Here is a 22,427-nt window from a genome sequence, read left to right on the forward strand (position 1 = left end):
ACCCTTAGGAGGTCATATCTATGAAACCAGTAGTTAGAGAGCATATCCAACAATTAGACGTATCACTCGGCGGGGGGATCGTAAGCGATAAGATCAGAGTTGATACTATTGATAATCCTATTTTAATTATCGGACTCGGAGGCACGGGAATTGATGCCCTTCTCCGCTTGAAATATCAAATTAACCGCAGATTCAAGCTTCCAGCAGATCCGATCTCCAAGAAAAAGAGCGATAAACCGGACAATGTGGAATTTCTCGCTTTTGAAACGAATGAACAAGACCGTAACAAAAAATACAAGGGGATTGGTTTGGACCCCATCAATGAGTTTGTATTGCTATCCAATGCGGAAATCGGCGGATTGCTGCAAAACCGCAGCATTCTTGAGCCGTACATTACCGATTGGCTGTCTCCAGAGCTGAGCATTACCGATGGTATGAACGGGGCGGCAGGGGTACGTCAGGCAGGACGATTACTGCTGTTCACCAAAATCAATCAGGTCGTACAAAGCATTGACAAAAAAATCAAAACCTTGTCTGAAGGCACCAACAAGAAGCTTATGGTGTTCCTGCTGTCCGGTTTGTCCGGCGGTACAGGAAGCGGTACTTTCCTCGATATCTCATATATCGTCCGAGGAATTATTGAGCGTGACTATGGCTCTGCAGGTGTAGACCGTGTAAATACATTAGGTTATCTGTTTACACCGGATATTAATTTAGCGAACAAAAGCCTGAGCGAGCATACACGTGAATATATTAAAAAGAACGGCTATGCTGCACTGAAAGAACTGGACTATTGGATGAATGTAGACAGCCGTGGTGAACGCTTTAAACAGCAGTACGGAAATATTTTGACCGTGAACTCGCCGCTTCCGCCGTTTAATCTGTGTCATCTCATTTCGGCCACGAATACGGAAGGCAAGCTGTTGGAAAATGCTTATGATTACTGCATGAATGTCACCGCCGAGAACATCACCAACTTTATGGCGAGTGAGGAAAAACAGTCAGGTGAAGAGTTTGCCATTCATGACTATATCAGCAATATCCGTACCAACATCGCACAAATGAATAAGGCCTATCCGGCAAACTACGATTACAATATTATCGGGGCTTCCTCGGCGGTACTGCCAATGGAGGAAATGACGACATATCTGGCCTATCGAATGTTTGGCAAAATGTCCAAAATGTTTGAGCAATCGCCAAATCAAGAGGATGTAGAGAAGTTTGCCCGCAAGCTGGGCGTGGATCTGGATAGCATGATCAAAAACTTTGAATCCCGTGTACCTGAGCCGCTTCCGGGCTTTGAAAACAGTGAACGGTTGAGTTATAGCAATGTTGTTAAAATGCAAGTTGTCAATATGGACACCGAGCTGGAGCAAACGTTCCTGACGCGTGCCCGCGAAGAGTATATCAAAGCGAAGAAACAGCTTCCTGGCGAAATTACAGGACAGTTTACGGACCAAATCCGCCGGATGTTTCTGCATCCTGAGCAAGGGCCGTTTTATGTATCCCGCATGATTTATACTGAAAAAGGATTTAGCTTGCTGAAAATGCTGCTGTCATATGTTGAGACGTTGCGTGAATCACTGCACCGTATTCCAACGGACATTGAATGGGCGCGTGAGCAGGCGAACGAAAAGCTGGGCGATGCCAAGAGCGCGTTTGTGTCCAAGGATAAAAAGAAAAATGCGTACATTGAAGCGAAAATTAACGAATATTGGCTGCGGGCTGATGTGGAACGTACAGAGCAGCTCATTGAATTTTATGAAGACCTGTATGACCTGTTGAACAAGGAAAATAGCCGCATTTATAATGTATTTACTGAAATTTTGAACGCATTGAGCGCAATTTTCGAGAAGAATGGCGATCTGCTGATTAACGGCGAGGAACAGTCCGATCACAAAGGTAATAAAACGTACTATTGGAATCTGGTAAGTGTACCGGATATTTCTGAAGTTGTGACCAAGCTGCTGGACAACCGCAACGGTGATGATTTGATTCGTGATTTTGCCCAAGAATTGCTCGAAAATTCAGATCAATGGGTGAAGGATCAGGATATGGACATCATCAGCTCAATCTCCAATTTCTTGACTGATAAGTTCGGTGATCTCATTACCCGTTCCATGGAGGATTTCCTCGTCATGAAATACGGGCAAGATGAAGCCATTGAAAAATTTGTGGAGCGCTACATTGCGAGTAAACTGGATGAGGAAGCTGTACCTGTGTTCCATCTGAGCAATAGCTCTGGCAACTTGTACTTCCCATCATGGGGATTCGTTTCAGTACCTGTACAGTCGCCTAATATCCTGAAAGGCGTTCGCAATTATCAAAATAATGCAATTGGCAAATCACATTTTACTATTAAAGAGAGTGAAGTTCGTAACCGGATTTTCTGGCTCAATACGCGTAATGGTGTTCCTCTGTTTGTATATACGCCGCTCAAAGTGTATGAAGAAAGCTATGAAAAAACGATTCTTGACCGCGAAGGTATTGGCCGTCATCTGGTGCAAACAGGTCAGAACAATTGGACTAATCTGCCGTCGCCGATTCCTGAAAAGTCATGGGGCGAAACTTACGTCAATTCGCGTGTGCAAGCTTACAATGCCCGCATTCGTAATGATTTTGACCGTGCCAAGTCACTTGGCGTGATTCGGGAAAAGGATGTCGATCAGAATACGAGCAGCCGCTTCACTGTAATCCGTTCACATGCGCTAGATCTGAATGCGATGCTGGCAGGCTACGATATGCGCTTGCAGGAATCCAAGCCGAATTTGGGTGAAGTAAAAAGAGCATGGTCTGAGTTGAAACGTCTGCTGGCTGAAGGGCTGGAGCAGGCCGGAAGCAAGGACATCTTTGGCAGCATCAATGAAGAGATGGCGAAGGAAAACCTGATCCGTTCACCAGAATTAACACAGGTGGTTCGTGAAGAACTGGCGAAATATACACAAATTGAAGCGAAAGCCGCTGAATTGGAAGCTTTGCTGGGCAAATATCAGGATGAAGAAAAATGGCTGGATCAGTTCATTCAGGCACTCTATACGGACACGATTACGAAAAAAGGTGCTTTGTACGTCTATGATCGCGACGAAGAGGAAGAGGCTTGGGAGCCGTTTGCCAATGTCATGAAGAGCCGTAATTATGTGGAGTTTGAAGTGTTTACAAACTTCCGCGGTTTGGAAGAAAAGAAATTTGCTGCTCTAATGCGCAAGGCGGATCGCCGTGATGCTGTATTGACTTCATCTGAGGATATTACACCATTGCTGTCGAAGCTGGACGAACTGGCTGCGATTTACACAGAGGCCCGCAATCAATTGGAATATGAAAAGGTGGAGCTGGCTAACGGAGCGGAACTTTATGCATTCTATGCTCAAATGGCTGGAAAATTAAACGACATCCGCAGAAAGTTGAAGTAAAGTATGAGAGAGCAGCTGTTACGTTATGCGGCTGACTATGCAGTCGCAGAGGACCAATTAATCGGAAGCGGAGATGGACGCAGTAGCATCCATTTCCCGTCCGTGTTTCTTTTTATCGGTGATCGCATGAACCCGGTGATGAACACCATTGCAGATATCAACCGGACCAAGTGGGATAACAGCACGGGAGTAACGTATATTCAGATCCGCTCGCAGGAAGAACATGCGGCTGTAGATCGTTCGGTGGATGCTATTGTTCATACGATAGCGGTACCGGAGGAAAGTGGCCACCAAACGATACGCCGTGACTTGCACCAGGCTTTTTATACACATGAATCGCAGCTAATTGAGCTTAACACCGCGTTGCGCCGGGCTAGTGGACATCTGGCAGATTACGGTCGGTTGTATTCTTCGTTCGAGCGTGTTCATTTGTCGATTTTGACGACAGCGGATGACCCCATGAACGTATTAATCCCTGAAATTACGCTGTTGGCGGAGTATATTTTTGCACAGTCTTTTAAATCGGTACAAATGGATCTGTATGTGTTGGTGAATGAAAGCGATCAGGCTGTCCAATTCGGCTACAGTAGTGCAACGTCCGTTGCTTTTATGCGGGAGCTGGACTATATCCAGAGTCCAGAGTATACGTTTACGGCACCGCTTCATATGACTGAGGACAAATTGACCATTCCAGTATCCCATGCTCCATCACCGTTGTTCGATCTCGTCTATGTGCTGTCCGACAAGAACGAACGCGGCGTAACGGTGCCGAATAGCCTGCGGGAAAGCTGTGACATCATTTGCCACATTCAGCTTCTTAAAAACCGCTATCAGGCAGGAGATTCCTATCGGTCACAGGATGGGGGATACAACAATACATCGTTTAAAAACAACATCATGACGGAATCCGGGCGGCAGGGTTATGTGTCGGCTGGATTTTCCCGAGTCAACCGCCCTAACCAGTCAATCGCACTTACGGTGCTGTATCATTTTTATGTGAAGCTGCTAGAGCGTATGAGAACAGAGCAGGAGTGGGACATACGCGATAAGCTGAATTATTTTGGTTTAGATGCTGCTGAGCGCGGTCGCACGCGAAATGATCTCGTTCCTGGTAATGAGGCGATCACGGACATGAGCGCACTGATGACCAGCGGAGCCAGCTACGGCTCCTTGAAGCGAATGACATTACGTGAGGCGGAGGGAGCCTTGTTCGGTCAGGGCTGCGAAGCCTTTTTCCGCGATAACTGTGAACGGATTATGCACAAACGGTTGGGAGATTTTCAGGCGGAATCAGGTCTGCAGTTGGCTGTGAATGCAGCTTCCAAGGAATATCCTGAAATCGGCTTATTCGAGTTGACAGACTGGACGGATGAAAATAAAACAGGAAATGTGCTTACGGCCATTCGGGGGCTGATTCGGGATACGTCCAATGACTTGCAGATTAGTACCGCTGAACTGGACACCCTGTATAGCGGTCAGGTGGAGGACCAGCCTTTTCAACGACTGCCACTCATGGATAAGCATAATGTGCGCAGCTTGATTCGTTACCTGACCGAGACGGTTTACGGGCACAAACTGCACATGCTGCGAATTCAAGCCGATTTGGAGCTGCTTCGTCGCTATGAACTGGCACTAGAAAAATGGCATGCACAGGCGAAGCATATTACAGTACAGCTTTCCAGCCTGGAGCGTGAACTGCATCAAGCTGCAACGGATAGTATTCGGCAGGCTGATAGTTACACAGGTCAAAACCTGTTCGAGTATTACGAGCGTGTGACGGAGGATGTCATGCGTGAGTTGGAAAGCAAGCGGGGAAAATCTATATTCTTTGATACCCGGCATATGGGGCCTGTATCCGGATTGCTGGACGGGGGCCTGTCCGCATTGGTGGATCGACTTACGCAGACCTGTCGAACCTTGATTCTCAGTTCACAGCCGTTTAATCAGACCTTCGAAGAAGAATTATTGCGGCGTGCCAATGTAGCTGCTGCATATGAAAATCGGCTGGTCGTTCCGAAGGATGAGCTGTTTAAGAAACTGTATCAAACGTTAGAGGAACATGGTGGAATTAACGTACGTTTGCTCGACTATACCCATGAGCATCGGTATGAAGAAAAGTACTTCTTTGGTGACTACGAAGGCGAATTTCTTCCTTATGCGATGGATGTGGACATTACTTCGCGTATTTACAAGTTGGGTTTTGTACATGAGCGTCGCAGCAGCGGGGTGGAAAAGCTGCATTTGATGGGCGGCTTCCATCTGGAGGATCTGATGGTTTACCGCAACGGCAAAACGTATTATGAGACATATACTGCGAATGGTTTCGTGTTTCACGGAATCGACGTGGACCGGTTGCCGGAATTGCGGTAGCCACATATTAATCCTACTTTAATGATGGAAGGAAGCAACGATTCTTATGAAGCAACGTAAATTTAACGTTCTCCTATTACTGTTCGGCTTGTTGGGTGCTGTAGTAGGCTTCATCTTGGGAGAGCTTATTCTTCACAAATTGATAGGGCACTGGCCGCATATCGTCGTGATTGGGCTGTATTTTGGCATCATGGCACTGTGCATTGGCCTAGGTTGTCTGATTGGCGAACTAATTTCGCCACAGTTAAATGGGCATTCATGGCGGCAGCGCTACTCCGGGTTATCCTGGAAGTTACTGGTGCCTGCTACACTAGTGATGTTGTTCGTGGCAGGTCTGCTATTGGAGTTGGGCTATCAGGTTAACCCTGAAGGGCGCAAGAGCGTACAGGACCTCGTGCTTGTGATTGATAATTCCGGGAGTATGCAGCAAACAGATCCCGATAATGAGCGCCTAACGGCTGCCAAGAGTCTGATTGGCCAAATGGATGGAGACAAGCGGGTAGCCATTGTTTCATTTGAATCTGCTGCGCAGTTGGTTCAGCCATTTACTCCCATTGGCACAGATGCAGAGAAGCAAGCGGTTTATTCCAAAATCGATAGTATGCAGACTATAATGTCAGGCGGTACAGAGATCGGGCTTGCTTTGGACGAGACGATCAAAGAGATTGAAACCCAAGGTAATGCAGAAAAAGGTTCTCTCGTTATCATGCTCTCTGATGGCTTTAGCGATCTGGATACCCAGACAGCATTGGCTCCTTATATCGCCCGCCAGATTCCGATTAATACGATCGGGCTGAAACTGGCAGAGTCGGATGGTATAGCCTTATTGCAAAATATTGCTGACCTGACGGGCGGAACTTATTCTAATGTAGCCAATGCCCAAGGACTTACTCAGGCGTTCGGAAAAATATATAACAAAATCGGTGATCGCACACTGGTAACGGAGCGGACAGGTGAGTATGCCGACAGTCTGTATTTTGCCATTTATCGCGTAACGGCGCTGGTCATTATCGGCGCTTTATTGGGATTGGCTCTTGGGCTGATGTTCGATAACCGTTTTCTCGCACGGAATTTTGCGATTGGAGGAGTCCCGGCAGGCTTGCTCGCTGGTTTTATTTTGGAAAAGGGACTATCTGGCTCGCCTATAGGCGACTTGATGATTCGTTTGGTGGCAGCGCTCGTACTGGCAGCCCTTATTGCTGTCTTTTCGCTTGTTCTGCCGATTGCGGAAAATACTCGCCGATCTTCCGGTGGAGGAAGTCAGGGTGCGCCATCAGGACGCCGGAGAGGGGCACCGGAAGCCCCGACGCGCAATCGACGCAGCAGTGGATTTTAGAACGGGAGGCTGGAACTTATGCAGTATAGGGAAGCACAGCCCGGTGATCCTATTATTTCGGAGCTGAGCCACAAAATTGATGACAACCGGGTTGTGTTACGCTGGCAGTGGCCTGAGGGCGCAGCCGTGGTATATATTGCGAAACAATCAGCCGATGCAGGTGTGAATGGGCAAAATGAAGGTGAAGTTTTACCGCCTTTTTCAAGCCTAAAACTTTTTACACGCGAGGAGTATAAGGCTGCTGGCAGCTATCGTGACCGAATTGAAGGCATTGGACGCGTGCGGTATATCGTATATCCAGCTGTTCGGGAGGATGGAGACACTTACGTGATCCGTCAGCAAGACGGAGCCAACCAACTGGAGTTGAGCACGGGGAGGGCTAAAATCAGATATGCAGTTCACCATAAAAAAAGCTGGTTTCGCAGCCGCAAAACCGTCCAGATTCAGGTGACAGCCGAAGTTCCTGTCCCGCAAGAGGCGCTTTGCTACGTGAAGAAGCGCGGGGGTTATCCAGCAGACCGGGACGATGGAACCTTGTATCCGTTCACGGCACCTTTTGCCGCGGGACGGAATGTTTTACCCTCTGTTGAAGTGGGGGGAGATGAATATGTGCGGCTGTTTTTTACGGATGGCCAGAAATATGGCACGGTATATGAATTAGTCCCTGAATGAAAGGAGGCCGCAACCGATGAGTTTTCTTAGCAATTTATTCAGAAGAAAGCCACAGGCAGCGCCAAGGCCGTTATTTTATGATATTGTGTGCCCTTATTGCTTTAGTAAATTTTCCCCGGAGGAAGTGGTATTCCGTGCTTCTCATCACCGTGAAGATGACGAGGACTACGCTTTGGGTGAAGATGAGCTGTTGAACAAATATCGGGAGCGTTTTGGTTTGGACAGTGTGCATGATATGGAGGCGATTTTGCATCCCCATGATGTCCCTGAGGAACATCGATTGTATTCTGATCATGTACTGACAGGACTGACGGACCGTTATGGCGAGCTGACGCGTCACCGACTGTGCCCGCACTGCCATAACGAACTGCCCGTGACCGCGGGTAAGGTGCCTAGCAATATCATTTCGATCATTGGAGCTTCGCAGGCGGGGAAATCTGTTTATATGACCTCACTGATTCACACGTTGCAGCATGTTACGGCCGATCATTTTGACGCGGCTTGCATGCCGCTCAATGCAGAGATCAGCCGAAAGTTCCGCACCATGTATGAGGAACCCCTATTTGAACGAGGGGATCTGCTTACATCGACACAAAAAGAAAAGATGCAGGAGCCTTTTATCTTCCAGTTTGTATTTAAGGATGAGGAAAAGCCGCCACTGACGCTGGTATTTTTTGATGTCGCCGGTGAGGGAATGGTAGATCAGGACTATCTGGGACTGCATGGACAGCATATTAAGAATTCTGCAGGTATTCTCTTTATGGTCGATCCACTGCAAATCCGCTCTATTCGGGAGCGCATTAAGATTAACCTTGGCGATAAGCCGGGTGAATGGGTCTCGCAATATGATGAACCGCGTGATGTCGTACTTACGATGTTCGGCGATTTTATCGCTTATCAGGAAAAAGGGAAAACGGACATTCCGACCGCTGTCGTCCTGACCAAAAGTGATATGCTTACTGCGTTGGCAGATGAAGAAGGCACATACATCAAGACGAACAGCAATATTTTTAATCCGATGGAGCATCGCAAATATATGGATTTGGATGAGTTCGCGAACATTGATGGCGAAGTTCGACGCTTCATCGAAAAGGTGGATAAGCCGTTCAAGGGCACGATGGATGTATATTTTACGGATACGGCCTATTTCGCAGTTTCCGCGCTGGGTAGCAATCCGGTGGAGCAAAAGCTGCAAGGGTTGGTTAGTCCGATCCGTGTGGATGAGCCATTCATTTGGCTGCTTTATAAGTTGAAGTACATTGAGGGGAGAGAATCACAGTGAGTTATTCTACCTCTCATTTAATACAACAGCAGATGTACACACGGGAACGGCGTGGTATTTTCCGTTCTACGGAAGGCTTCGATACAGTGGCTAATTCCAAAGGATTGGATGCTTCTTTTATTAAAAAGGTGCTCCATCCCTTATGTGTATATGATGCGCCTGCTGCTTTGACGGCGCGTGGTGAGAAACAGGAAAGCGTCTATCCGGAAGCTATACATCTGGTACGGACGGAGTCCGGGGATGTAGTGCTTGGCCGCAGTATTTATAAGGCCGCGGATTTTACTGGGCTGCGGAGCGCCTTTTTCACGCACAACTATGTGATTCCAGCCGGACATGGTGAATCTCCGTCTGACTATAAGCAGTGGCTGAACACATCCTTTGTTGATACCTATGATATTGAGCAGGGAACGGATTTGTCGGAATTGGAGCGTCTACCGGGTGGAAGTGTATTTCCGGCTGTTGACCCGTCTACAGTGCTGACTCAATTACAGCTGAGCGAAGAAGTGTTCAAACAGCTTTTATACGCAGTCATGATGTCCGCAGCAGGTCGCAAAAAGGTATATGTAGCGCTGAATGTTCCTGTAGAAGCGGTCGGATCTTCAGCCAAGCAGCTACTGGGTGTGCTGTATGCGGCACTGCCTTATGCATTTCGTAACAGACTCGGATTTCTTACATATGCACAGGAACCGAACAGCAGAAAAGGCATTCACTTGATGTTCGTTGAGCCTTTTAGTTTGCGTCCCGGTGATCGGAATGTGGAAAAGGACTTTGTATTTGACCTGTCTAACCATAGTCGAATACTTAATGTGGATGCAGAGCAGGTGAGACAGCCGTATTTTGACTGGATTGTTCGTACGTTGCTGAATGGTGAGACGCCGGACGATTTCTTCAAATTTGCCGAGCAAATGCTGACAGATATGGAGGCCGGGCGTGATTTGACGCCATCCAGCTATCATGAGCTCATTACGTTGTACAGAATTGAGCAGGGAGAGCGGGCATTATACAACGAACAACGAATCGCTGTGTTACGAAGCTTGACTGATTATTTATCGCCACCCGATGCGCTGCCACGTAAAATGAGGCTGAATGATCTGTTTCTGTCGTTTTTTGATCATGAATTTGATCGGGTGAAGGATGGATATATTCCAGACGTAGGTCTAGTCGATAGTTTCAAGGACTATTATAAAGTTCATGCACGCAGCAGCGAAAATCGGTTGGTGGAATATTTAATCCGTTCGCTAAACAATGCTTATACTGCCAGAAATACGGAAGCAGTTACGTATATTTATCATACGATTGAAGAAAATCCATCATTAGGCAAGGCATATTTTACGAAAGTGTTGGGTAATCCAGCACTTACAAAAATGCTGTTCATTCCCTACATGGACAGTCAGATGAAAAGAACACCGGATGCCAAGGGACTGCTGGCTGTTGTGCACGAATGGGGCAGTCGGTATATCGAAGTGTCGGCGAATGCCGATTTTCAGCTTTTGGCAGAATCTGCGCTGATGGGCAGACTGCGTGCCGAAAGAAAACCAGTAGAGGCTGTGGCTGCCATTCACCAACGCTTGCGTCAATGGGACAGCAGCTCTGCCGTAGGCAAACTGTCCCCGCTGGAGCAATCTGGATTGACAGAGCGCTTGCAGGAAGCGTCGGATCGGTATTTACTTACCGAAGTAGAGCTAAAAGAAATATCACCCGATCAGGTCGTACAGATTCCATTTTTCACACGGCCCGATTTGGTGCAGTGGGTTGGAAAGCTGCCTGCTCCTCTCAAGGGACAAGCAGTGCGATTGATTGCGGCTTACGATTGGTTTAATACGGAGGAACCGGAACCGGCGGTGCTGGAGGGCCTGGAGCCTGGCGAAGTAGAAAAGGTACAGGATTGGGCTTATGGCTGGCTGCCCCAGCAGCTTGCGGAAGGCCATTTTGCCCGTCTGTTGCCTGCTTTCTATCGTTCTGACGGGCCGGGAGAAGGAATATTGGACTTCGCTCGCCTGGTCAGTTCGATCCGAAAATGGGCAAAGGATAACGATACGATGTACCGCTTTATCCGATGGTCGGAGGAACACCCCGAGTTTGCTACTCCACGTGGCGGTTTCGAACCGGCGTATCGACGTGCGCTACTTCTATTCTTCCAAAAGGAAGGACGAGAGGGATTGCACAAAAAAACGCTGTGGCGTCAATATTTTGAACCTGCAAAGCCTGCTTTTAAAAATTTCTATTTGGCAGCAAAGCGGGAGACGGACACGCCGTTGGTCAAAACACTTCGTCGTTTCCGTAAAGGCGGGGTGATTTCCGGGATTGTGCTGATTGTCATTGCAGGTACGCTAGGTGGCCTTAAAGCAACCGGGGTGATCGGATCTGGTGACACACCTGCGCCTGTTGCTGCCCCGAAGCCTGTACAACAGCCTGTAGAGCCTACAGTGCCCGTAAAAGAGGAGCCTACGGCCATAGTGACACATGTGCCTAATACCAAGTCCACTACGAAAATGGTCAAGCTGTTGTTTGCGTTTCAGACATCGACAGAGCAGGCAGAATTTAAGCCGAAGAAGCTCGTCATTGTCGGGGCGGATCAACAGGAGCACTTATACGAAAATTTTACGCTTGCTGAACAGAACGACAAGGAAGCAGCCATTAAAGCGAACAATGATCCATCCAGTGACGTAAACATTGGGAATCCCACTACAAAAAGCACAACAGCAGATGGACAATCCACGGACAGTAGTTCCACAGCTCGTGGTGGTACATCCAGCGGAAAAAGCGGCGATCAGTCTGGAGCAGTGACAGACAATACGGACGGAGGCTCGACTTCAGAGATTTCTACTGAGGGTAGTGGTAATGGAACCAACACAGACACTGACGCACCATCGGAGTATGATCTGAAGAAGTATCCTTATCGTACGCTGTTGACCATTTGGCAACGGCTGGAGCTGAATGATGCTAGTACGGTTACCGTTGATGGAGAAGAATATCCGCTAGTTCAAGTGAAAACTGCAGACTAAGCAACTATAAAACAGAAATGAATGATGAATGAAGTAAAAGACGGGTTTCCTTCAAGGACTCGTCTTTTATTATGCCTATATTTACATAAAGGATGAATTCGTAATTTGAAATTCACCTTATCTAATAAAACATCATTTTACGAAAGTATTGACACCAAGTAGGCAGCTGATTAAAATTAGTTGGAATTCAAACTATTAAAATTAGATAGCTATGGAGGTTAGTAGTGAGATGGGAAGTGAGGTGTATCCCGTTTGTCTTCCTTGGGAGGAAGAGAGCACGATGTATTTAATTAAATGGATTTTCACTACCGTCCGGCGCGAAATTGAAACAGCACTGCGCCCTTTGGGGCTCACCTCCCCACAATCGCAGACGCTCTATATACTGGCGATGTCGCCTGGAGTCACCAATACGGATTTGGAAAAGCTATTGCTTATTGATAAATCAAGCGTTACCAGCCTGGTTAACGGGATCGTTAAGAAAAACTGGGCAGTACGCAAAAGTCACCCGGAAGATGCACGAATGAAGCAAATCTATTTGACTGAGGAAGGTTTGGAGATTCACAAGACAGCTGAACGTACCATTGAGGCAATTAAAAGCTCGGTAGGTGAAACGTTATCTGTCGGAGAATCGGAGACGCTGCGCGGCCTGCTTAAAAAAATTCTCCACGATTACCGTTATGCGAACACCCGCGTTTGAGCGGATATATAGAGAGTTTGCCCGGATAGGGATATTCAAAAGCAGTGAAATACGATCTTAGATAAGAGGTTTACAGGAGAGGGAGAAAACCAAATGATAAATGAACAAACTTATCCCAATGCGGATAAGCTTATGCGTGTGTTGGCTTTCACACTTGTTTTTTCAGTGATGAACGCTTTTATGTTTAATGTCGTTATGCCTGTGATTCGGGAGGAGTTTCATATTAGTGCTTCCGATGTAAGTTGGTTGCTGACTGGCTATATGATTGTGTATGCGGTTGGTTCAGTGACCTACGGCAAATTGGCAGATAAATATCGTCTTAAGGATTTGCTGACGTTTGGGATTATCTTTTTTGCACTGGGTTCGCTTATTGGACTGTTGGCCAATCAATTTTGGATGCTCATTGTAGCTCGTTTGCTTCAGGCTGCAGGGGCTGCTGTTATTCCGGCAACTGCTATGATCGTCCCAGTCCGTTATTTCTCGGCTGAAAAAAGAGGACGTGCTTTGGGTGTCACAGCAATCGGCTTGGCGTTAGGTACTGCACTGGCTCCGATTATTTCCGGTTTGATCACAGGCTTTGCAAGCTGGCGTTTTTTGTTCGTCATTTCCATGCTGCCACTGATCGCATTGCCGTTCTTTCGTAAATATTTGGACGATCAGCGTGGAGAGGATCAGAAGTTCGATTTTCTTGGTGGATTATTGCTGGGTGGAACAGTAGCCTTCTTGTTACTTTCGATTTCGCAAACCAATATGATGTTTTTTCTGCTCGGTATGGTGTTATTTGCACTGTTTATATGGCGCATTAACACTGCGCATGATCCATTCATCCAGCCGAAGCTGTTCCGTAACAAGCAATATTCATACGGGCTCCTTATCGCTTTTTTAGGGACGGGGATTAGCTTTGGATTGCCGTACTTGGCACCGCAGTTTCTGAACAGTCTCAATCAGCTTACGCCGGCAATAATTGGACTGGTTATGTTTCCGGCTGCTATTGCTTCGGCTCTATTGGGTAAAAGAGGGGGGCGTTTGGCGGATAGTAAAGGAAATTCGTTTCTCGTCTATACAGCTGTATCGCTTTTGTTCATCTGTTTTATCAGCTTGTCTACGTTTGTGGGTGCATCTCCGTATCTGATTTTATTTTTGCTTATTTTCGGAAACGTAGGTCAGACCTTCATGCAAATTGCCATGTCCAACACGATTTCTCGTACCTTGTCGAAAGACCAGATTGGTGTTGGAATGGGGCTGCTATCTCTGCTGAATTTCATTGCCGGAGCGATCACGACAAGTATTTTGGGCAAAACGCTGGATAGTTCGTCGTCCTTTCATTTGAATCCTGTCGTATCTAATGTGCAGGTGTTCAATTTTAGCAATATTTTTACGGTGCTTGCACTGATTGCGCTTGTGACGATGGGACTTTATGCGTTGCAATTCCGAAGGGGTTCACGCCGTAATACGCCTGCTGTTGAACAAGGATAAACATTTGATGCAAACTCATGCCAAAACAAGGGTATAATATAGAAGGAAAAGTTCATCTATGGAAGGACGGAGTGTCCAGCATGACAAGAAACCTTCAATATGTGCCCTATGGTTATGAGCCTCCGATCGAGACGCATAAAGGGACCATGGTCTACTATGATACGTTTGAGCAGATTACAGCCAGAGAGCTAGAGCTTTTTGCCGAAACGGGGGCTGCATTATCTTTTACAAAGCTGGTGCTGTATCCGCTACATGAAGAAACCGTCAGAAGAATGTGGAAGCAGCCGGTACGTTCGTATTACAAGCGGGTGGACGAGCTGGGAGAGTGGCAGCGGGAGCAGGCTTTGAGTGCTGTTGTGATTGAGAGTTGGGAAGGTAAGCGTAAAAAGTATACGCCGATTGAAGCAGCCATCCGTTTTTTGGCGGAAAAGTATACGACCCCACTTTTTTTGTACATGAGTCCTGAAACTGCAAATTTGTGCGCTTCCTATGCATCGTTTGGAGAATGGATTAGAAATGTCAGATTGCTGCTTTCGAGCGAACCCCAGGAACTTCATCCGAAGCTTGCACAGTACCGTAATCGCTGGAACACGGTAGAAGAAGCGACAAACCGTGACTCTAAGGTTGACAAAGCGGAGCATGAATTATAGAATAGAACTAATCGTAAAAATTACTATTGTAATTGTATACCATGTATTCCAATTAAGGAGGAAGAGAAATGCGCGTAATTGTTACCTTGGCATGCACCGAATCCGGTGATCGCAACTATACAACAACCAAGAACAAAAGAAATCATCCGGAGCGTCTTGAAATGAAAAAATACTCTCCGCGTCTGAAAAAGTACACGATCCATCGTGAAACTAGATAATTTGAGGCTTGCTATATAGCAACCTGAATGATCCTGCATCCTGAACGGAGCCTGTAATTCTAATGAATATAGGGCTTCATGAAAGGAGCTGCGGCATGATCTCTCCAGTTAACGATGAAGAAATCGTGTTAAGTTTGCAAAAGCCTGCGTTATGGAACCGGCGAAAACTTGAATTAGTCCAGTGGACAGAGCGTCCAAAGTTAAAGCTTGCACCTAAGAAATCGGCTTTTTTTCAAGGCTGTATGATAGATGCCGAGCTACATGGCACGCTTTGCCTTTTGAATCGAAAGCACGTGGCTACCGAGTTCTCCTGTGCTGGTGTCAGCATTTGGGACGAGCCGGAGGACCATTCACTATATGCTTATATAACGATGAAGGCTGACGAAAGATCCGGAGCGTTCGTGCAATGGGCGATGCGATATATGCGGCATCGTTTGCTTGTCGTTTACGAGCTTGAGCGCAACCGTTATGATCTGTCGTCTTTTTTTCTGGGACATAACCGTTCCTTTTGCCAACTGATGGAGTATTGCGCCAGTACGTTTGAGTTTGAAACTAAAACTATATGAAAGATTAGGTGAAACTAATGAAAAAAGATATTCATCCAACATTGAACAAAGTTATCTTTTTGGACCCTAGCTGTGGATTTACTTTCCTGAGTGCTTCCACTAAATATTCGCAAGAAACGATGGAATGGGAAGATGGCAACACATACCCAGTTATCCGTGTAGATACTAGCTCCGCTTCCCACCCGTTCTTCACTGGTAAACAAAGAAACGTGGATATCGGTGGCCGTGTGGATCGCTTTAACAAAAAATATAACCTTAAGTAAGAACAGTCGAGCGTTATGTTTATGGATTATGCTAATAATCCGTGAACATCGCTTTTTAAAAAACCTCCTGCAGATGCAGGAGGTTTTTTTGTCTTAATCTAGACCTGTCATTTATAGCGAAAGGAAGCACTGTTCCCATTGGTCGGTAATGGATGCTTTGTCGAGCTGCTCCCCAATTAGCGTGACATATCCCTGACTCACGGGAAGTGCAGTAGGCTGCCACTCCAAGTGATTTCCTGAAAATTGCAAAAGCATTGTACCTTCCTGAGGAAGCACGCAATAACCTTTCGCTCGAAGCAGTGAGGAACCTAACCCGGTTAGAAAGTTTTCTAATCGTTGTTTTTCGAGTGGCTGAGGAGAATATTGATGCAGCGTTATGCTCTCCAGACGGGAGAACGAATGAAGCTGCTTAGGATCGTGGTTATGACTGTGTGTCGAAATAACTTTGAAAGCCGTACTTCTGGAGACACTACTGGTGCTTCCGATACTTTTGACGGGAATGGGGACGAACGGTGCATCTGCATCAGTGAGCTGGACCTGTGCAGGTGCTGGTTGAGGTGTCTGTGCAGGTTTCGCGGCAACGGATGCGGAGGCCAGAACAGGCTCTAGTAGTGGTTCAAGGTCAACCCGGCTATATTCAGTAGTTTGCAGCTTGGCCGTATCGTTGAGCTTGCGGATGCTCTTGACGACCTTCGTCACTTCACGGCTGCTTGCTGCATCCGTCTTGTTCACCACAATGAAGTCTGCGGTGCGCAGCTGTCCGTGCAGGGTGCGAACCAGTTCTTTATCAGCCGTAAAGCGGCTGTTGTATTCATGGAACAGCTCAGCATCCACAACACTGATGCTGTGAACCAGATAAAGCCGATCTGCCAGTAGAGGGGAGCGAAGCTCCTCCAGTACTTGTTCGGGGTTGGCTACCCCGGTGGTTTCCATGAAGATCAGATCTGGCTCGTGGCTGAGCAGGGTATGCAGAGCCCCTGCCAGCTCATTTCTTTTGCTGCAACAAATGCAGCCTTCTAGCAATCCTTCTACTGTTACGTCAGGCATTTCCTCTGAAATTATAGCGCTGTCTACATCATATTCGCCCATTTCGTTCATTAAAACAGCAGCACGAAGGGGGATTTGACGAGTATGGGCTAATAGGCGCAAAAGCAGTGTTGTTTTGCCGCTTCCAAGAAAACCACTGATTAAAATAACAGGAACTTTATTCATCATTTTTCCTCCTTGGTGGGTTTAGTGCGCTGTGTTCAAGCGATCAAAGGTAGCTACCGAGTCTGCTTGGGTATAGACATAAGGGGATTCTGGCTGCTCGACAGCGGTTATTTTTTCGGATCGAATTTCAAGTACGGGAGCGTTGCCCTTTTGTGTGGCATGCAGTGTTCCTTCAATGGTCACCCAGGTATCCTTGTCAAAGGACGGGGCCTTCTGGGATTGGACGATGATCCCGAATGGCATGGCATCGGCAGTACAGCACATGACGAGGAATCTTCCTACTGCAAATAGGCCCTTACCCGGCAGGTTGTCGTCTTTATAGACAAAGCCAGTCACCTGTACTTTTTTTCCTTCAAAAGCTTGTTTATATAACTCAATGGCTCCAATAGTTTCGGAAAAAATCTCAGGCTTGATCTGTATGATAGGTTGCTGATACAGGCGTTTCGCCAGCTCGGCGAATTCTACATTGTACTTGTCAGGCGGAACGAACAGCTTATCCAGCGTTTCCTGACTCCATTTTCCCTCTGGAGGGGACGAAGTTGGGACGGAAGATGCAGTTGATAAAAGGGAGGCGGTGGATGCTTTCGTGGTCTGTGTATCTGTTTTTCGTCGGATATCCGGGTTGGGATACGTGAAGGACATGCCTTTTTTGGCGGCCATATCACTACCAAGTGCCTGATTGGGCAGCAGAGAACCGAACAGGAGCGGGATGAGCAGCATTCCATATACGAGTGTTTTTTTGAACCAGCTTTGCGGCAACGGATGCTCACAATCACATACATCCTCACCGTCCCGCTCCCCGATGATTCCGTGCCATGCCATCGCCAATGCGATGAACAAGAGTGGTACAGGACAGAGTAGGAGCAGCTTTTGCATATGGGGAGCCAAGTAGTAATGAAGTGCATTCGTGCGGCTTAATGAGACGATGTACACAGCCAATCCGATCAGGAGCAAGGAGCGCATGCCGTATTGCCAGCGAATGCTAAAGGTTGAATTCACGTTTGTATTCACCTCCCTAATAACCATTCAGCAGCTATAGAACCCACTAGGACGAGTGAAACAATGAGCAAGCCCAGGATGGCGACAAATTTGGTGCGGAAGGTGCTTAGCAGCATGAGCGTGCCTTTGAAGTCTAGCATCGGACCGAGTACAAGAAAGGCTGCCAGCGGACCCAGTGTAAAGGTATGTGAAAAAGCAGTGGCTACAAAGGCATCGGAGGTGGAACACAGCGACAGTATGTAGGCAAAACCCATCATAAAGGCGTACGATCCAACCGTTCCGTTGCTTAACGAAAGCAGTTCATCGCGTGGGATGAAGGTTTGAATGCAGGCTGTTAATAGTGCGCCGATAATGAGATATTTACTCATGTCCAAAAACTCGTCACCAGCATGTACAAAAAAGCCCCGCCATGTGCGACTATGCCGATGAGTCTGATTGTTCTGCTTTTGCTGGTTAAAAGAGAGCAACGACCGTTTGAGCGGATGCACTCGTACAAAGGCATACACGATCAGCCCGATGATCGCGGAGACGGCAAAAGCCAAACCCATTCGAACGGCAGTGACCTCGGGATGGGAAGGGAAAGCCATCATCGTCGCAGCCAGTACCACGGGATTGATAATGGGCCCGCTTAAAATAAAAGTGATACCCATATAGGCAGGCATTCCCTTGAGCATTAATTGGCGAACGACAGGGATCATGCCGCATTCACAGATGGGAAATAGCATACCTAGTAAGGAGGCCAGCAGGACACCCGGTACAGGATGCGCAGGCGCTATTTTGCGAATCCATGTCTCCGGTACAAGCCACTGCAAAAGGGATGAGACGAGTACACCGATAAGGAGAAACGGAACAGCTTCCAGAAAAATGCCCATAAATACCGTTTTTAACGGTTGCAGCTGGCCCATATCTAACAAACGAAGCCACTGGGGAGATAGCGTGACAAGCACAGGGATGAGAAAGGCAAACGGAATTATAAAAGGCAGCATCTTCAACAGCGTACTGTTTTTCATTCCACGTCTCCTTGGGAATAAGGGTTCTTATCTACATCCTATGTCTGTAGAGGGACAATCATGCCCGCTGGATTGTGCTTGTCTCACCTCCTATATTGACAATTCAAAGAGTGGTCATATATATTTATGTTTGTTATTAGTAATTATTACGATTAAATTTCGATAAATGATTGCAAGAAGGAAACTTTTACGGTACGATCCATATTAAATGTTGCAAAGACAAGGAGGGGTTATATGATACCGATTGTTGTTTTATCCGGTTTTTTGGGTAGCGGGAAAACCACTCTTCTTCAGCATGCGCTGGCTTACTACAAGGAGAAGGGCCTCAAGCCAGCCATTTTGATGAATGAGTTGGGTGATGTTAATCTGGACGGCAGTTTGGTGAATGGCCAAGCACCCATGAAGGAAATGCTCAGCGGTTGTATATGCTGTACCATTCGTGGGGATTTGGGCGTCGAGCTCATGAATCTTGCTGATGAATATAAGCCGGACGTGATTATTGTAGAATGTACCGGAGTGGCTAACCCGATGGAGATTGTAGATGCAGTGACAGACGCCTCCATCTATTCCTCTATGATTTTACAATCCGTTATCACGGTCATAGACGCGCATCAATTTCTGGACTTTGCCTCGGGGAACGAGAGAAGCAAGTCGCTTCGTTTGATGCAGGATCAGCTTCGGTGCGCTTCCAAACTGATTATTAACAAGACCGATTTATTGGCTGCGGGCGAGTTGCAGAAAGTACAGGCCCTCGTAAAAGAGTTAAATCCATATGCTCTGACTGTGAGCACGCAACGAAGTGACGTGGACGCGGGTATTTTTTTCTCCACTCAAGGAGAGGAGCGTATGGACGTTTCGCGGCATAAGGAATCCGCAGTTGATATTGAGAGTGAACATCCTCATTCGGAAAATCATCTGCACACGTATGATCATGATGACCATACAGATCATCATGATCATGATCACCGTGATCACGCCCATGGCCACGAACATGGGGAGCATTATCATTCCTACGACCATGTAGTTGTTCACACGCATTTCTTTGGACAACCTGTGCCACGCTCCGAGTTTGAACAGTTGTTCCGCAGTTTGCCAGCTGAAATTTACCGGGCCAAAGGAATTGTGCGGTTTCTGGAATCAGAGGGCCAGATGATGTTTCAATTTGCCTATCGGGAGCTGGAAATCATTCCGATCCGCCCGCAAAAGCCAGTGAACGATGTAGCGGTTGTCATGGGTGAGAATTTCTCTGCTTCCGAGATCGAGGGACAATTGAGAAAGCTGGAAGCGGCCGAAAAGCCATTGAGTAGTTCATGACTTCGAGAACGAGCAACCTTAATCCATCACAACATAATTCTCGCGCACACCTAGCGGGCAAGCCTACTTGGGGATTTACAACAATTCTGCTGCTGACTGCTGGGCTGTTGCTTTCGGTCACACTCGCGGTTATGCTGGGTCCTGTAGCTGTCACACCGGGGACGATATGGCGAATTGCACTGTCCCATCTTCCCTGGCTGGACCAGTGGATACCCGTGACATGGACCAAGCCTGAGCAATATATCGTTTGGGAAATCCGCTTTCCACGCGTGCTGCTAGGTGTTGTCGTAGGAGCAGGACTTGCTGTTACAGGAGCGACTATACAGGCATTAATCCGTAATTCGTTAGCAGATCCCTATATTTTAGGAGTCTCGTCTGGGGCTTCGGTAACAGCCACGTTGGTGATTGTGTTCGGAGCTTTCGGATTTTTAGGACGACTTGCGCTGCCTTTATCTGCTTTTATAGGTTCGTTAACTGCAATGCTTATGGTGTTCGCGTTAGCCCGTGTGGCTGGGAGCATATCGACGACCCGCTTATTGCTGGCAGGGGTGGCGGTGTCTATGATGCTGTCGGCTGTGACTAGTTTTATCGTTACGATGGCCCCGAATGAAAAAGGCATTCGTGACGCGATGTATTGGATGATGGGAAGTCTGGCAGGTGCTCAATGGGATACGCTTTTTATTCCAAGCCTCATTGTAGCCGTTGGAACGGCTGTGCTCCTGACCCGATACCGTTCGCTGAATGCTTTGCTAACGGGTGAAGAGACCGCAGTAACGCTCGGTGTGAACGTACAGGCGTTCCGCGTATTACTGGTTGTTGTGGCGTCTCTTTTAACCGGGGCAGTCGTATCAGTTAGTGGCTCGATTGGCTTTGTCGGGCTTATGATTCCGCACATCGTTAGGCTGATAGTGGGATCAGATCATCGGCGTGTACTGCCCGTCAGTCTGTTGGCGGGAGCTATTTTTGTCGTGTGGGCTGATGTATGTGCCCGGCTCGTGCTGGCTCCACAGGAGCTGCCGATTGGTATTGTGACGGCTGTGTGCGGAGGACCCTTTTTTGTGTGGCTGCTGCGTCGTAGTTCCTACTCGTTTGGAGGCGAAAAATGAATATAGAAGTCGAATGCGTGACCTTCAGTATTCACGACAAACGGCTGATCGACGGCATCTGTCTCCAGGTAAAAGCAGGGGAGCTGGTCGGATTGATCGGTCCGAATGGCAGCGGGAAATCGACGTTGCTCAAAAATATGTATCGTGTGCTAAAGCCTGACAGTGGTTTGGTTACGTTGGATGGCCAGGATATGCTGCGGATGAAGTATAAAGAGACGGCCCGACAAATGGCAGTGGTGAGTCAGGATGCGCCGCAAACGTTTGATTTTTCAGTACGGGACACCGTGCTGATGGGTCGCCATCCGCATAAGAAACTGCTGGAAGCAGATACTGTCGCCGATCATGAACTGGTCGAGCAGGCGCTGGAGCGGGTAGGCATGAATGCTCAGGCGGATCAGGGCTTTTCCACCTTGTCCGGTGGCGAAAAGCAACGGGTATTGATCGCCAGAGCTTTGGCCGGGCAGGCGAAATTTCTTGTTTTGGATGAGCCAACAAATCATCTGGACATCCGGTATCAGCTGCAAATTCTGGATTTGGTCAAAACACTTCGGATAACTACGCTAGCTGCACTACATGATTTGAATTTGGCGGCATTTTATTGTGATCGAATGTATGTATTAAAAGAAGGCAAAGTGGTAGCCTCTGGCATAACGGAGGACGTGCTTCAGCCAGACCTGCTGTGGAGTGTATTCGGGGTGGAGACAGAAATCTGCATTCATCCAAAAACCGGGAAGCCGAATATTACCTTTTTACCGGATTCTCTCAGGAGAGGAGGCTATCCATAACGTCAACAGAAAAGGTGATACGATGAGGTAAGATATACTACAAATAAAAGAGGAGA

General features: G+C 47.4%; 18 protein-coding genes. 15 read left to right on the forward strand and 3 right to left on the reverse strand.

Going from position 1 to position 22,427, the window contains the following annotated elements:
* Positions 1-20: 20 nt before the first annotated feature.
* From NSQ58_RS24815 to NSQ58_RS24870, 12 genes are all read left to right on the forward strand, one after another.
* On the forward strand, positions 21-3,410 hold the full coding sequence (locus NSQ58_RS24815) for a tubulin-like doman-containing protein (RefSeq protein ID WP_053325326.1): 3,390 nt from the start codon (positions 21-23) through the stop codon (positions 3,408-3,410).
* A 3-nt stretch (positions 3,411-3,413) separates the two neighbouring features.
* Complete coding sequence (locus NSQ58_RS24820) at positions 3,414-5,780, forward strand: transcription initiation factor TFIID (protein WP_053325327.1); 2,367 nt, start codon at positions 3,414-3,416, stop codon at positions 5,778-5,780.
* Positions 5,781-5,826: 46 nt separating this feature from the next.
* A complete protein-coding gene (locus NSQ58_RS24825) occupies positions 5,827-7,116 on the forward strand; it encodes a vWA domain-containing protein (RefSeq protein WP_023988389.1) in 1,290 nt (429 codons plus the stop codon).
* 18 nt (positions 7,117-7,134) lie between these two features.
* Positions 7,135-7,788: a beta-mannanase gene (locus NSQ58_RS24830; RefSeq protein WP_068940786.1), complete on the forward strand. Its 654-nt coding sequence runs from the start codon at positions 7,135-7,137 to the stop codon at positions 7,786-7,788.
* 16 nt (positions 7,789-7,804) lie between these two features.
* Complete coding sequence (locus NSQ58_RS24835) at positions 7,805-9,070, forward strand: TRAFAC clade GTPase domain-containing protein (protein ID WP_023988391.1); 1,266 nt, start codon at positions 7,805-7,807, stop codon at positions 9,068-9,070.
* Positions 9,067-12,075, forward strand: a complete 3,009-nt coding sequence (locus NSQ58_RS24840) for a GAP1-N2 domain-containing protein (RefSeq protein ID WP_341058376.1) — start codon at positions 9,067-9,069, stop codon at positions 12,073-12,075. Before NSQ58_RS24835 ends, NSQ58_RS24840 begins: the two co-directional genes overlap by 4 nt.
* A gap of 229 nt (positions 12,076-12,304) precedes the next feature.
* A complete protein-coding gene (locus tag NSQ58_RS24845) occupies positions 12,305-12,772 on the forward strand; it encodes a MarR family winged helix-turn-helix transcriptional regulator (RefSeq protein WP_023988393.1) in 468 nt (155 codons plus the stop codon).
* 93 nt (positions 12,773-12,865) lie between these two features.
* Positions 12,866-14,248 carry an MFS transporter gene (locus NSQ58_RS24850; RefSeq protein WP_028542356.1) on the forward strand — a complete coding sequence of 461 codons (1,383 nt, stop codon included), beginning with the start codon at positions 12,866-12,868 and terminating at the stop codon, positions 14,246-14,248.
* 80 nt (positions 14,249-14,328) lie between these two features.
* Positions 14,329-14,898 carry a hypothetical protein gene (locus tag NSQ58_RS24855; RefSeq protein ID WP_053325330.1) on the forward strand — a complete coding sequence of 190 codons (570 nt, stop codon included), beginning with the start codon at positions 14,329-14,331 and terminating at the stop codon, positions 14,896-14,898.
* A gap of 68 nt (positions 14,899-14,966) precedes the next feature.
* On the forward strand, positions 14,967-15,116 hold the full coding sequence (gene rpmG, locus NSQ58_RS24860) for a 50S ribosomal protein L33 (RefSeq protein ID WP_007430271.1): 150 nt from the start codon (positions 14,967-14,969) through the stop codon (positions 15,114-15,116).
* A gap of 95 nt (positions 15,117-15,211) precedes the next feature.
* Positions 15,212-15,682 (forward strand): hypothetical protein, encoded by a 471-nt coding sequence (locus NSQ58_RS24865; RefSeq protein WP_341058378.1) that lies wholly within the window; start codon positions 15,212-15,214, stop codon positions 15,680-15,682.
* 17 nt (positions 15,683-15,699) lie between these two features.
* Positions 15,700-15,945 (forward strand): type B 50S ribosomal protein L31, encoded by a 246-nt coding sequence (locus NSQ58_RS24870; protein WP_013310118.1) that lies wholly within the window; start codon positions 15,700-15,702, stop codon positions 15,943-15,945.
* Positions 15,946-16,056: 111 nt separating this feature from the next.
* Here NSQ58_RS24870 and NSQ58_RS24875 read toward each other — a convergent pair whose 3' ends face one another.
* The 3 genes from NSQ58_RS24875 to NSQ58_RS24885 are packed head-to-tail and all read right to left on the reverse strand — an operon-like array spanning position 16,057 to position 19,166.
* On the reverse strand, positions 16,057-17,160 hold the full coding sequence (locus NSQ58_RS24875) for a CobW family GTP-binding protein (RefSeq protein WP_341058380.1): 1,104 nt from the start codon (positions 17,158-17,160) through the stop codon (positions 16,057-16,059).
* An 18-nt stretch (positions 17,161-17,178) separates the two neighbouring features.
* On the reverse strand, positions 17,179-18,156 hold the full coding sequence (locus tag NSQ58_RS24880; RefSeq protein ID WP_071558808.1) for a TIGR03943 family putative permease subunit: 978 nt from the start codon (positions 18,154-18,156) through the stop codon (positions 17,179-17,181).
* Positions 18,157-18,164: 8 nt separating this feature from the next.
* Positions 18,165-19,166, reverse strand: coding sequence for a permease (locus tag NSQ58_RS24885; RefSeq protein WP_068940793.1), 1,002 nt, complete (start codon positions 19,164-19,166; stop codon positions 18,165-18,167).
* Positions 19,167-19,400: 234 nt separating this feature from the next.
* Between NSQ58_RS24885 and NSQ58_RS24890 the strand changes: the two genes are divergently transcribed.
* The 3 genes from NSQ58_RS24890 to NSQ58_RS24900 are packed head-to-tail and all read left to right on the forward strand — an operon-like array spanning position 19,401 to position 22,371.
* A complete protein-coding gene (locus NSQ58_RS24890; protein ID WP_071558807.1) occupies positions 19,401-20,480 on the forward strand; it encodes a CobW family GTP-binding protein in 1,080 nt (359 codons plus the stop codon).
* On the forward strand, positions 20,477-21,586 hold the full coding sequence (locus NSQ58_RS24895) for a FecCD family ABC transporter permease (protein WP_034095024.1): 1,110 nt from the start codon (positions 20,477-20,479) through the stop codon (positions 21,584-21,586). Before NSQ58_RS24890 ends, NSQ58_RS24895 begins: the two co-directional genes overlap by 4 nt.
* Positions 21,583-22,371: an ABC transporter ATP-binding protein gene (locus tag NSQ58_RS24900; RefSeq protein ID WP_341058383.1), complete on the forward strand. Its 789-nt coding sequence runs from the start codon at positions 21,583-21,585 to the stop codon at positions 22,369-22,371. Before NSQ58_RS24895 ends, NSQ58_RS24900 begins: the two co-directional genes overlap by 4 nt.
* Positions 22,372-22,427: the final 56 nt, after the last annotated feature.

The organism is Paenibacillus sp. FSL M7-0134 (assembly GCF_038007865.1).
Taxonomy (GTDB): Bacteria; Bacillota; Bacilli; order Paenibacillales; family Paenibacillaceae; genus Paenibacillus; species Paenibacillus polymyxa_B.